11 protein-coding genes and 1 pseudogene are annotated in these 12,921 nt (G+C 38.8%); all 12 read right to left on the minus strand.

Going from position 1 to position 12,921, the window contains the following annotated elements; translation table 11 throughout:
- Positions 1–59: 59 nt before the first annotated feature.
- Positions 60–1,520 (minus strand): dihydrolipoyl dehydrogenase, encoded by a 1,461-nt coding sequence (gene lpdA, locus ACFIMW_RS00125; protein WP_375607663.1) that lies wholly within the window; start codon positions 1,518–1,520, stop codon positions 60–62.
- A gap of 225 nt (positions 1,521–1,745) precedes the next feature.
- Positions 1,746–3,089, minus strand: coding sequence for a pyruvate dehydrogenase complex dihydrolipoamide acetyltransferase (locus ACFIMW_RS00130; protein WP_375607664.1), 1,344 nt, complete (start codon positions 3,087–3,089; stop codon positions 1,746–1,748).
- A 14-nt stretch (positions 3,090–3,103) separates the two neighbouring features.
- A complete protein-coding gene (locus ACFIMW_RS00135; RefSeq protein WP_375607665.1) occupies positions 3,104–4,471 on the minus strand; it encodes a pyruvate dehydrogenase complex E1 component subunit beta in 1,368 nt (455 codons plus the stop codon).
- 16 nt (positions 4,472–4,487) lie between these two features.
- On the minus strand, positions 4,488–5,528 hold the full coding sequence (gene pdhA / locus ACFIMW_RS00140; RefSeq protein WP_375607666.1) for a pyruvate dehydrogenase (acetyl-transferring) E1 component subunit alpha: 1,041 nt from the start codon (positions 5,526–5,528) through the stop codon (positions 4,488–4,490).
- 136 nt (positions 5,529–5,664) lie between these two features.
- Positions 5,665–5,976 (minus strand): septum formation initiator family protein, encoded by a 312-nt coding sequence (locus tag ACFIMW_RS00145; RefSeq protein WP_012754998.1) that lies wholly within the window; start codon positions 5,974–5,976, stop codon positions 5,665–5,667.
- A gap of 182 nt (positions 5,977–6,158) precedes the next feature.
- Positions 6,159–6,601, minus strand: a pseudogene (locus tag ACFIMW_RS00150) (TM2 domain-containing protein).
- A gap of 384 nt (positions 6,602–6,985) precedes the next feature.
- Complete coding sequence (locus tag ACFIMW_RS00155; RefSeq protein WP_375607667.1) at positions 6,986–7,393, minus strand: NINE protein; 408 nt, start codon at positions 7,391–7,393, stop codon at positions 6,986–6,988.
- 115 nt (positions 7,394–7,508) lie between these two features.
- Positions 7,509–8,777 carry a phosphopyruvate hydratase gene (eno, locus tag ACFIMW_RS00160; protein WP_375607668.1) on the minus strand — a complete coding sequence of 423 codons (1,269 nt, stop codon included), beginning with the start codon at positions 8,775–8,777 and terminating at the stop codon, positions 7,509–7,511.
- Positions 8,778–8,846: 69 nt separating this feature from the next.
- Positions 8,847–9,683, minus strand: a complete 837-nt coding sequence (gene kdsA / locus ACFIMW_RS00165; RefSeq protein WP_375607669.1) for a 3-deoxy-8-phosphooctulonate synthase — start codon at positions 9,681–9,683, stop codon at positions 8,847–8,849.
- A gap of 36 nt (positions 9,684–9,719) precedes the next feature.
- Complete coding sequence (locus ACFIMW_RS00170; RefSeq protein WP_375607670.1) at positions 9,720–11,348, minus strand: CTP synthase; 1,629 nt, start codon at positions 11,346–11,348, stop codon at positions 9,720–9,722.
- 128 nt (positions 11,349–11,476) lie between these two features.
- Positions 11,477–11,929 (minus strand): preprotein translocase subunit SecG, encoded by a 453-nt coding sequence (gene secG, locus ACFIMW_RS00175; RefSeq protein WP_375607671.1) that lies wholly within the window; start codon positions 11,927–11,929, stop codon positions 11,477–11,479.
- 82 nt (positions 11,930–12,011) lie between these two features.
- Positions 12,012–12,776, minus strand: coding sequence for a triose-phosphate isomerase (gene tpiA, locus ACFIMW_RS00180; protein WP_375607672.1), 765 nt, complete (start codon positions 12,774–12,776; stop codon positions 12,012–12,014).
- Positions 12,777–12,921: the final 145 nt, after the last annotated feature.

Consider the following 12,921-nt stretch of genomic DNA (forward strand, 5'->3'; position numbering starts at 1 on the left):
TTGCCTTATAAATACGAAGGAGCAATGAAAAATTTAAGATCTTTCATACAATCTAATCATCAAGCGTTTAAAACTTGATCATATGCATCCAATACACTTTCTTTCATCATTTCCGATAAAGTCGGATGTGGAAAAACAGTATGCATTAATTCTTCCTCTGTTGTTTCAAGATTCATGGCAATGACAAACCCCTGTATTAGTTCTGTTACCTCAGCTCCTACCATATGGGCCCCAAGAAGCTGTCCTGTTTTTTTATCAAAAATTGTTTTTACTAACCCTTGATCTTCACCCAGAGCAATCGCTTTTCCATTCGCGGAAAAAGAATAACGACCAATACGTATATCATACCCTGCTTCTTTTGCTGTTGCTTCTGAAAGCCCTACAGAAGCAACTTGCGGTGTGCAATAGGTGCATCCTGGAATTTTTTTCTTATCAAGCGGATGAACATTCTTTAAACCAGCAAGATGTTCAATACATATTACGCCTTCTTCTTCTGCTTTATGGGCTAACATAGGAGGGCCTGCCACATCACCGATAGCATAAATACCCGCAACTCCTGTCCAACTCCATTCATCAGTTACAATACACCCACGATCGGTTTTTATTCCCAAAGCTTCTAATCCAAGATTCTCAATATTACCCTGCACCCCAACAGCAGAAATCAATCGATCAACAGTCATTGTCTCTTTTTTACCTTGAATATCAATATGTACAGTTACAGAATCGGAAGATTTTTCAACCCTTGTTACTTTTGCTTGACGAAGAACACGTAAACCTTTTTTCTCTAATTGTTTACAAACAAATGTTGAAATTTCAATATCTTCAGCAGGCATAATGTGGGGCATTATTTCAACAACAGTGACTGTCGCCCCCATATCATGATAAAAAGAGGCAAATTCAATGCCTATAGCCCCAGACCCTATGACCAAAAGCGATTTTGGCATTTCTGGCGGTATCATAGCTTCAAAATAAGTCCAAATGAGATTTCCATCTGGCTCAATACCAGGAAGGACACGAGGACGTGCACCCGTTGCAATAATGATATGCTTTGCTTGGTAAATTCCCTCTCCCAAAGTCCCTTTAGGGACTGGATTTTGTGGTTGCATAACCGGTTTGGAAGATGAAGAAACCATAATTTCCGCAGGCTGGCTTCCCTTTGCTTCTTTAGTAAGCTTTGCTTCACCCCAGATAATATCAATTTTATTTTTTTTCATTAAAAAAGCAACACCAGCATTTAAACGTGCTGAAACACCGCGTGAACGTGCCACAACATTTTTGATGTTTGCCTCAATTGAACCATTAATTTTTAGTCCATAATCTTTTGCATGTTCAGCAAAATGTTTCATTTCCGCTGAACGTAAAAGAGCCTTTGTTGGAATACATCCCCAATTTAAACAAATCCCTCCCAAATGTTCACGTTCAACAATCGCAGTCTTAAAGCCACATTGCGCTGCACGAATTGCGGTTACATATCCGCCTGGACCTGATCCAATCACAATTACATCATAAAGATTTGCCACAGTAATTCCTCCATGGATATATATATAAAATGGATATGCATTTTTTGAACTTAAGACTGAAAATGAACATAACAGAATTATCTTATGTCTTTATACTCTAAGCTTTCTATAAATGCTTTACCCAAACTATAAACAGCAATACCTCTGCTCTTCAAACTCTTTAAATTTGTTTTTAGTCTCTTAAATACACTCTCTCACAATTTACGTGAAGAACTGTTAAACAGTTCAAACCAACATTGCTAATGGATTTTCAATCATCTTCTTAAAAGTCCGCGCGAGCTCTGCTGCTAAAGCACCATCGACAGCACGATGATCCGCAGAAATTGTAACTGACATAACTGTCGCAATGGCTAATGCATCATTTTTAACAACAGCACGTTGCTCCCCTGCACCAATCGCAAAAATTGTCGCATGCGGTGGATTAAGAATAGCAGAAAAACTTTTCACACCATACATCCCCATATTGGATACAGCTGTTGTTCCACCCTGATATTCTTCCATTTTTAACTTGCCCTCACGCGCACGCTTTGCAAAATCCTTCATCTCTTTGGAAATAAGCGATAACGGCTTTTCCTCTGCATGGCGAATAATCGGCGTAATTAATCCATTGGGAATAGAAACAGCAACCCCAACATCACAATGTTTATGATGAAGCATTCCACCTTCAAGCCAAGAGACATTCGCATCAGGAACCGCTTTCAAAGAAAGTGCGACAGCTTTGATCACCATATCATTAACAGAAATCTTATAAGTAGGCTTAGCTTCTTCCTGCATCTTAACCATTGGTGCAGCAACATTCAATTGTGTACGCAGCGCTAATAGCGCATCAAGTTCACAATCTACCGTTACATAAAAATGTGGGACTTTCTGTTTTGATTCCACCAAACGTGTCGCGATTGTTTTACGCATATTATTATGGGGTGTGAAAACATATTCATCCTCTTTGAAGAGTTTCAATATCTGTTTCTCAGAAGCACCTGCGGCTACTGGCTCTCCTGTCTGTGACGAATAAGAAATCTTAGAAATATCACCGCTCATAACTTTTTCTACATCACGCTTAATAATACGCCCATGCGGCCCACTCCCAGAAATAAGGGATAAATCAAGACCTGCCTGAGATGCTAATCGCCGCGCTAAGGGAGAAGCAAAAAGACGAGCTCCCTTTTTATCTTGCTGTATTAATTGCCCAGTTGATGATTCATGAGACATTTTTATTCCCTTTGAGTCCGTCTGTTTCAGAGAATCTGTCTGTTTGATACCCTCTAGTTTTTGTCTTGTAGAAGAAGAGATTTCTTCTGTAACTTTTGCAGCTTCAGCTAAATCTTCACCTTCTTCTGCTAAAACAACAATTAAAGCATTTACTTTAACGCCTTGTGTTCCAGCAGGAACAACAATTTTAGCAACCCTACCTTCATCAACAGCTTCGACTTCCATCGTCGCTTTATCCGTCTCAATCTCAGCAATAACATCACCAGAGGAAACCTTATCTCCCTCCTTAATATTCCATTTTGTTAAATTTCCCTCTTCCATCGTAGGGGAAAGCGCTGGCATTGTAATTTTAATGGGCATTATGCTTTCCTCCGTTATGCTCTGTATGTCACAGCCTTAACGGCCTCAATAATTTCAGCAGTATTAGGCAAAGCCAACTTCTCAAGATTAGCGGCATAAGGCATCGGAACATCTTTGCCAGAAATCGTAGCAATTGGCGCATCAAGATAATCAAAAGCCTGCTGCATAACACGCGTTGCGATTTCAGTTCCCACAGATGACTGAGGAAATCCCTCTTCAATTGTAACCAAACGACCTGTTTTTTTAACTGAAGAAAGAATTGTTGGAAGATCCATCGGACGAATGGTCCGTAAATCAATTAATTCAACATCAATACCAAGTTTTTCAATTTCAGATAAAGCTTCAACCACGTAATGCATTCCAATCCCACATGCAACAATTGTCACATCTTGTCCAGACTTATGAATACGCGCCTTACCAATAGGTAAAACAAAATCATCGAGTTGAGGAACATCAAATTGATGCCCGTACAAAATCTCATTTTCAAGGAAAACAACAGGATTATCATCACGAATAGCAGCTTTCAGCAAACCTTTTGCATCTGCAGCGCTATAAGGCATAACAACTTTCAGACCTGGTATATGACTATACCATGCTGCATAACATTGAGAATGTTGAGCACCAACACGGGCAGCCGCGCCATTGGGACCTCGGAAAACCATAGGAGCGGTCATTTGTCCACCAGACATATAACGTGTTTTGGCTGCTGAGTTAATAATTTGGTCCATCGCCTGCATCGCAAAATTAAAGGTCATAAACTCGACAATAGGACGTAACCCACCAAAAGCAGCCCCGACAGCCAGCCCAGCAAAGCCGTGCTCTGTAATTGGGGTATCAATAACTCGGCGTTCTCCGAATTCTTCCAACAAACCTTGACTAACCTTATAGGCACCTTGATATTGCGCGACTTCTTCCCCCATAAGAAAAACTGTTTCATCACGCCGCATTTCTTCAGCCAAAGCCTGATTAAGCGCTTCACGAACTGTCATTGTAACCATTTGTGTTCCCGCTGGAATATCAAAATTAAGAGATGTATCAAAAGTAGGAGCAGCCTGCGGAACTGACAAAGGCAGAGAAAGAGAAGATTCTTTAGGTTTTTGTGCTGCATCAGTAGGTTGCGAAATATCCTCAGCACGCTCACCTTCTTCTAACAAAATCGCAATAACAGTGTTAACCTTCACGCCTTCAGAACCTTCAGGCACAAAAATTTTACCAAGAGTACCTTCATCAACGGCCTCTACTTCCATTGTAGCCTTATCCGTTTCAATTTCAGCAATAACATCGCCAGAGCTAACCTTATCACCTTCTTTTTTGAGCCATTTAGACAGTTTACCTTCTTCCATAGTTGGTGAAAGCGCCGGCATCAAAATATCAATAGACATACTTGCTTCCCTCGCATCAAACTAAAATATCAGTATAGAGCTCAGAAGCATCTGGCTCTTGATCACTTTGTGCAAAATCTGCCGCATCAGCAACAATTGCACGGACCTCTTTCTCAATAGATTTTAAATCGTCCTCGCTCGCCCAATTTTTTTTAAGAATCCGACTTTTTACTTGATCAATCGGATCGTGTTCCTCTTTTATTTTTTGGACTTCTTCCTTTGAACGATATTTCGCTGGATCAGACATAGAATGACCACGATAGCGATAGGTTTGCATATCAAGAATGATCGGCCCTTTACCTGAGCGTGCCCAAGAAATTGCTTCATCAGCAGCTCCTTTTACTGATCGAACATCCATACCGTCAACAACAATACCTGGAATTTCAAAAGAAAGACCACGACGGGAAAAATCAGTTTCTGCAGATGCACGTGAAACGGACGTTCCCATAGCATACTGATTGTTTTCAATAATATAAACAACAGGCAGCTTCCAAAGTGAAGCCATATTAAAACTCTCGTAAACCTGCCCCTGATTTGCAGCACCATCACCAAAATAAACCAATGTCACATTATCTTTACCAAGATATTGATTCGAAAATGCCAAGCCTGAACCAATGGGAACCTGCGCCCCAACAATACCATGTCCCCCATAAAAGTTTTTTTCTTTAGAGAACATATGCATCGAGCCACCTTTTCCTTTGGAAAAGCCCCCTTGGCGCCCCGTTAATTCTGCCATAACACCACGCGGGCTCATCCCAACCGCTAACATATGTCCATGATCACGGTAAGACGTAATAACCTGATCACCTTCTTTTGCCGCTTTCAATGTTCCAACAACAACGGCTTCTTGCCCAATATAAAGGTGACAAAATCCCCCAATAAGCCCCATGCCATAAAGTTGTCCTGCTTTTTCTTCAAAACGGCGAATTAAAAGCATTTCACGATAGGCAACAATTTCTTCCTCTTTTGTAAAATCTGCTATTGGTGCTTTCTTTGTGGTGCTTGATAATGCAGTGCACGCCGCCGACGCAGAATTTTTTTTAAGTCGTTCTGCCATATTAAACTCCCTTTTATGATTATTTAGGAATAACCTTTACGAACAAAAGTTACAAGCCTTATCAATCGGCTTAAACAATATCATTGCTGATTGTTGTTTAAATTAAGCGATTTTTCATTTACCTTTAGTATCAATTTCAAGGTATTAAGATTGTCAGTTCATTTGGCTTAGAGAAGTTCAAATTCTTTCGGACATACTCATCCAACATATCTTTTTCTATATGCCCGTTGCGTAAAAGAGAAATACGCTTTTCCATGAATATCCGCTCAGCTTCTATTTTATGAAGCTCCTTTTCTAATTCACTAATATGCTGATTAACTTCACTGCGTGAATACAATCCATACTCACCATGATAAATGTGATAACTGAAATAGCTTAAGACTCCCACCGTCATAAGAGGTAGTACAAAGCGTACTTTGATTGATCGACGTTTCTGCTTTGTCCACATAAAATAGCACAGTCTTTATAGCACAAATTTCTTAATATTTTGCCCAACTATGCATGATTTTGATTAATACCTCATTACCAAATATACACCAAAATAATTTGTTATTTCAATTTATCCCTCCTCAAGACAATCAAAGTAAGCTGAATGCCCCACTTTTTGTATTACAAATATTGGATGTCCCACTAACTTGTGATTTTACACCCATCTTTGTCTTTAAAATTTCCTGTTAAAATAACTATAAAATCAATCAATACCCAAGGTGTAATTATAAAAAAATCCCTATAAGCCCTACCCCAAAAAGTGGTATAGTTATTATACTTAGTATAGTTATAAGAAGCATTACGATGCCAGTTCCAACTTTACCAACCATAAAACGATGAATTCCTAGTCCACCTAGAAAAAAACAAACGACCGCTAACGTCACTTTTGATTGCTGTGACTGACCTTCAGTCAAGATAGGTAAAATAGATTTAATGGTATCCCCTTCACACACAAAATTAACGACGTCACCAATTTTCGGCGGCATTTTTCCTGACCAATCCCAATTCGCAAATTGATAGCGCTTACCATCAGCCCCTGAAATAAAATAATCTCCTTGATCATGACCAATAATCTTACCTTTCATCCTTGCCCACCTATAAAGCTTCTCCTCATGTGTTATTCATAAAGAGATTATTTCTAATTCGATAATATGCGGATTAACCTCACGGTATAAATAAAACGCATAAAAACCATAATAAATGTGTAATTTGGATAGTTTTGCCCCCCCCAAATAACTAATGTTTTCCCTGCTATAAGCAGCAACCTAAAGTACGCTGTAATTGATTTGCGCTTTTGTTTTACCTATATAAAATAGCACAGTTTTTTCAATATTTTTGTTCAACTGTGCATAGCCTTTCAATATTTTACATTAAAGACATGTAATACAATAACGCAGAGCTATTATGAACTTAATATATTGATAAAAATAAAAAGCGGGCTAAATTACCTCCTTTTTATTATAAGATTTTTACAAGTCTGTGATCTGATTCCCATCTTTATCCGTAAATTTTCCAGCAACAATGAGTATAAAATCAACTATTGCCCAAATACCGGTAATCATCAATCCAAAAACTGATAAAGATAAAACGAGCATTAAAGTACCCGTCCGAACTCTCCCAACCATAAAACGATGAACACCAAAGATACCTGCAACCCAACAAAGAAGTGCAAACATTATCTTTGAGTTCTCTGTACTTGATCTCAACAACGGAAAAACAGAACTAACCACACCGCCTTCATAGACAAAATCAACAGTATCACCAATCCTTGGTGGTTTCTTTCCCAACCAATCCCAAGTCGCAAACTGATAACGCTTACCGTCATCACCCGAAACGAGATACATTCCTTGATCTTGAGTAATAATTATACCTCTCATCTTAATCCCTATAAATTTAAATACCTATAAAATTACTGCGTATATGTCTTTGATAAGAAATCTCAATTTCATAATCTAAATAATATCATACTATCACACTTTGTGCTCACAACTATCAACGATATACATCACCAGCATAACGCGCTTGGGCTCCTAGCATTTCTTCAATACGAATAAGTTGATTGTATTTTGCTAATCTATCCGAACGTGCAAGAGAACCTGTTTTAATTTGTCCACAATTCGTTGCAACCGCAAGATCTGCAATAAAAGAATCCTCTGTTTCGCCTGAACGATGAGATATAATAGTACGATAACCTGCTTTATGTGCTACTTCTACAGCATCAAGTGTCTCACTTAATGTACCAATTTGATTCACTTTTATGAGGATAGAATTGCCTACCCCCATTTTAATACCATCACGCAAACGTGCTGAATTTGTTACAAACAAATCATCGCCAACAAGCTGACATTTTTCTCCAATTGTATCCGTGAGTAGCTTCCAACCTTCCCAATCATCCTCTGCCATTCCATCTTCAATTGTAACAATAGGATAACTTTTCACAAGTTGCACTAAATACTCTACCTGTTCTTGGATGTCACGGCATTTCCCCTCACCTTTATAAAAATATGAACCATTTTTATAAAATTCGGTTGAAGCACAGTCTAAACCAATGGCAATCTGCTCCCCTGGTTTATAACCACATGTTATGATAGATTCCATAATAAAATCAATTACTTGATCAGCACTTTTAAATTGAGGTGCAAAACCACCTTCATCACCAACATTGGTATTATAACCTGCACCCTTTAAACGCTTTTTCAAGGCATGAAAAATTTCAGCACCATAACGTATTGCTTCTCTAACGGTAGGCGCTCCTATAGGAATAATCATAAACTCTTGAAAATCAATCAAGTTATCAGCATGAACGCCACCATTAATAATGTTCATCATAGGTGTTGGAAGAATATGCGCTTGTGTACCCCCAATATAACGATACAAAGGTAAATTTAATGAAGCCGCAGCTGCTTTTGCAACAGCTAATGAAACACCAAGAAGTGCATTGGCACCAAGACGGGCTTTGTTTGGCGTTCCATCCAAAGCAATCATGGCTTGATCAATAGCGATTTGATTTGTTGCATCCCGACCACCAAGTTCTTCAAGAATTTCGCCATTGACTGCAGCAACTGCTTTTTCAACACCTTTTCCTTGATAGCGCAAACCACCATCACGAAGTTCTATAGCCTCGTGTGCTCCCGTTGAAGCTCCCGAAGGAACCATAGCACGACCAAACGCACCATTTTCCAAATGAACATCAACTTCTACCGTTGGATTACCACGGCTATCAAGAACTTCACGTCCAATGATATCGACAATTATAGTCATATGTATTTCCTTACCCGATAAAAGTCGCGATTCATTTCTAACAACCTATTAATGAAATACTTTTTCTTCTCAATTCAGTTTCTTTGACAGATAATCGAATTCCATTAAAGTCTCAAGCAATCTTTGTAAATCATCAATTTTAATCATATTGGGTCCATCAGAAGGCGCATTATCTGGATCTTGATGCGTTTCTAAAAAAATACCTGCGACCCCAACAGAAACAGCCGCACGCGCTAAAATTTCAACAAATTGACGCTGTCCACCAGATGAAGAACCATGACCACCCGGCTCTTGAACAGAATGTGTTGCATCAAAAATAACAGGAGCACCCAATGAACGCAAAATAGGCAACGAACGCATATCAGAAATAAGTCGGTTGTAACCAAATGACGTGCCTCGCTCACAAAGCAAGACATTCGAATTACCACTGTAAACAACCTTTTTTAAAACATTCTCCATGTCCCACGGAGCTAAAAACTGACCTTTTTTAATGTTAATAACACATTCTGTTTTGGCAGCTGCTACCAAAAGATCTGTTTGACGACATAAAAAAGCCGGTATTTGTAAAATATCAACCGTAGAAGAAACAATTGTACATTGCTCTTCCGTATGCACATCAGTTAATATGGGACAATCAAACTCCTTTTTTAAATCAGAAAAAATAGCCATTGCTTTTTCAAGACCAATACCACGTGCCGCACTCAAAGAGGTTCTGTTGGCTTTATCGTAACTTGATTTATAAACAAACCCCATACCAACTTGATCGGTAATTGTTTTAATACGACCAGCCATTTCAAAAGCATGATCTCGACTTTCCATCTGACACGGACCCGCAATTAATGAAAGAGGCATTTCATTTGAAAAAATAATATTTCCAACTTTCACAGTGGCATTTGGTTTAGACATTTTATTCCTCAAAAGCAAAGTAGCCAAATTTATATATTAAACTAATCGACTTTGTTCTACAGCGGCTTCAATAAAAGAAGAAAAAAGCGGATGTGGATCAAAAGGACGTGATTTTAATTCTGGATGATATTGAACACCAATGAACCATGGATGATCTACATACTCTATCGTTTCTGGTAAAATACCATCAGGAGACATACCAGAAAAAATCAAACCACACTGTTCTAACTTATCCTTATAATCGATATTGACCTCATAACGATGACGATGCCGCTCGACAATCTTTGTCATCCCATAAATTTTGGCAATATGACTCCCTTCTTTTAATTCAGCCGCAAAGGCACCAAGACGCATCGAACCGCCGAGGTCACCATTTCTTGTACGTTTTTCAAGAACATCGCCTTTGAGCCATTCTGTCATTAAACCTACAATTGGATTTTCTGTTTCACAAAATTCACTTGATGAAGCATTCTCAATCTGAGCAATATTACGCGCAACTTCTATACAAGCTAATTGCATTCCAAAACAAATCCCTAAAAATGGAACTTTACGCTCTCGTGCAAATCGAATTGCTCGAATCTTCCCTTCAGACCCTCGTGCACCAAAAGCACCTGGAACCAAAATGCCATGGGCTTTTTGTAAAGCTGAGACAGAATCTTCTTTTTCAAAAAGTTCCGAATCAATCCACTCAATATTAACCTTCACTTTATTCGCTAAACCACCATGCGCAATCGCTTCGATAAGGGATTTATAAGCATCCTTTAAGCCCGTATATTTTCCTACAACAGCAATCGTAACTTCTCCTTCAGGATGATGAATGCGATGCGTAATATCTTTCCAACGATCCATCTGAGGAGAAAGTGCCGAATCGATTCCAAAAGCGCAAAGAACTTCAGAGTCTAAACCCTCCTTATGATATGCCATAGGAACATCATAAATTGTTGGCACATCTAATGCCTGAATAACTGCATTGGAGCGAACATTGCAAAAAAGTGATAATTTGTACCGCTCTGTTTCTGGAATAGATCGATCTGCACGCACAAGCAAAATATCAGGAGAAATACCAATTGATTGTAATTCTTTGACAGAATGTTGTGTTGGTTTCGTTTTTAATTCACCTGCGGAAGGAATATAAGGCATTAAGGTGAGATGGACATAAACGACATTTTGTCTCGGTAGATCATTACGAAGCTGACGAATCGCTTCTAGAAAAGGCATTGCTTCAATATCACCAACCGTCCCACCTATTTCACACAAAACAAAATCAAATTCTTCATTTCCCGTCGTAATGAATCTCTTAATTTCATCCGTAACATGAGGAATAACTTGGACTGTTGCCCCCAAATAATCACCACGCCGCTCTCGTTCAATGATATTGCGATAAATACGCCCTGTTGTAATATTATCTTGGCTATTTGCAGAACGCCCAGTAAAACGCTCATAATGACCAAGATCAAGATCCGTTTCTGCACCATCATCGGTCACAAATACTTCACCATGTTGATAAGGTGACATCGTACCTGGATCAACATTTAAATAAGGATCAAGTTTGCGAAGACGTACGCGATAGCCACGAGCCTGTAATAACGCTGCTAACGCCGCTGCTGCGATGCCTTTTCCAAGGGAAGAAACCACACCACCAGTAATAAAAACATAACGTGCCATGGGCTTATGGTGATAAGCAATTTATAATGATTTTTCCAGCAAAAAATGCAAAAAGAAACAATTTTTCTTCTAAAATAAAAAAGGTGAAAAAATCACCTTTTTTAAAAAGTCTATATTTTCTTAAAAAACTATTTTGTACTGTTATCCGGAACTGTATTTTCAAGAACCGGTGGAACTGGGCTTTCTGCTTCAGGATTTGTGGACTGTTTCTGTTCCTGCGGAGAATTCGAAGGACCTCCTAGCTGCTCAAGAATAGAAGGGGAAGACTCACCATCTGATGATGGGACTAATCCTGAGCCTTTATCGGTAGAATTCTGCTCTGAATTAACCGGTATACGCTTTAAAATATCAGAACTAGAATTTGATATATTACTCACCACGGTAAGTCCAATAGACACAACAAAAAAACAACAGGCTAAAATAGCAGTCAAACGTGTTAAAGGGTTTCGAGATCCACGAGTTTTCATCAACCCTGAGCTATTACTCACACCGAGCCCACCACCTTCTGAAGGTTGGATTAATATAACGCCAACCAAAGTAATCACAATCAATAAATGAATAACAATAAGTACTGTTTGCATAAACCCTGCTCTTCAAATAACTCTTTCATGGTTATTTACACATAAATAATACACAATCCAAGGGGTAACTCAAATTTCTCCGCTATAATTTACGATAAACATCGCAAATAGTTAAAAAATCAATCGCTTTTAAACTTGCTCCACCTATCAAAGCACCATTAACATGAGCAATGCTTAAAAGCTCAAATGCATTGGATGGTTTTACTGATCCACCATAAAGAAGGCGCATATTATTCCCTTCCTCCCCAAAACGAGAGCACATCTCATCACGAATGAAATGATGCACTTTTGCAATATCTTCTACAGTTGCTGTATTGCCGGTGCCTATCGCCCAAACAGGTTCATAAGCGATAATGATATTCTCTGCTGTTGCATCATCTGGTAAAGATCCCTCAAGCTGCTGTGCGAGAACATCCAGCACTTTATTATTGTTGCGTTCTTCCAATGTTTCACCAATACATACAAGAGCCACAAGCCCTGCTCGCCACGCTGCTTGCACTTTGGCGCAAACAATAGCATCATTTTCCTGATACACTGTACGACGTTCTGAATGCCCGATAATAACATGACTTGCTCCCGCTTCTTTAATCATAAAAGCTGAAATATCTCCTGTATAAGGGCCATAATCATCAAAGTGACAATTTTGTCCTCCTAAAAGGAGATTTTCACCATCCAGCGTATCAGAAGCACGCGATAAAAGCGTTGCTGGAACACAAATTAAAGCTTCAAACAAATGATCTAGATCAGAGCTAACGCCTGTAGCAATAGCACGCAACTCTCCAAGCGATTCACTCGTTCCATTCATTTTCCAATTTCCAGCAAGAAAAGGCCGAATATTTGGAGACATATTTTCACCTCAAGAGCTATTATAATATATTATTTATCTGTAAGTACCAAATTATAAAATGAAAGCAAGTCTTTAAAGCTTGCATCTTTCGTGTCTTTGTTGCAAATTCCGTTACTGCTTTGATAATAACTCATGTTAAAAGTGG

Source organism: Bartonella sp. AC329YNZD (genome assembly GCF_042196685.1).
Lineage (GTDB): Bacteria > Pseudomonadota > Alphaproteobacteria > Rhizobiales > Rhizobiaceae > Bartonella.

Bases quoted from the DNA above. Each gene is read 5' to 3' on its own strand.
- ACFIMW_RS00130 (WP_375607664.1), bottom strand. From the start codon at position 3,089: ATGCCCATTAAAATTACAATGCCAGCGCTTTCCCCTACGATGGAAGAG.
- ACFIMW_RS00135 (WP_375607665.1), bottom strand. From the start codon at position 4,471: ATGTCTATTGATATTTTGATGCCGGCGCTTTCACCAACTATGGAAGAA.
- pdhA (WP_375607666.1), bottom strand. From the start codon at position 5,528: ATGGCAGAACGACTTAAAAAAAATTCTGCGTCGGCGGCGTGCACTGCA.
- ACFIMW_RS00145 (WP_012754998.1), bottom strand. From the start codon at position 5,976: ATGTGGACAAAGCAGAAACGTCGATCAATCAAAGTACGCTTTGTACTA.
- ACFIMW_RS00155 (WP_375607667.1), bottom strand. From the start codon at position 7,393: ATGAGAGGTATAATTATTACTCAAGATCAAGGAATGTATCTCGTTTCG.
- eno (WP_375607668.1), bottom strand. From the start codon at position 8,777: ATGACTATAATTGTCGATATCATTGGACGTGAAGTTCTTGATAGCCGT.
- kdsA (WP_375607669.1), bottom strand. From the start codon at position 9,683: ATGTCTAAACCAAATGCCACTGTGAAAGTTGGAAATATTATTTTTTCA.
- ACFIMW_RS00170 (WP_375607670.1), bottom strand. From the start codon at position 11,348: ATGGCACGTTATGTTTTTATTACTGGTGGTGTGGTTTCTTCCCTTGGA.
- secG (WP_375607671.1), bottom strand. From the start codon at position 11,929: ATGCAAACAGTACTTATTGTTATTCATTTATTGATTGTGATTACTTTG.
- tpiA (WP_375607672.1), bottom strand. From the start codon at position 12,776: ATGTCTCCAAATATTCGGCCTTTTCTTGCTGGAAATTGGAAAATGAAT.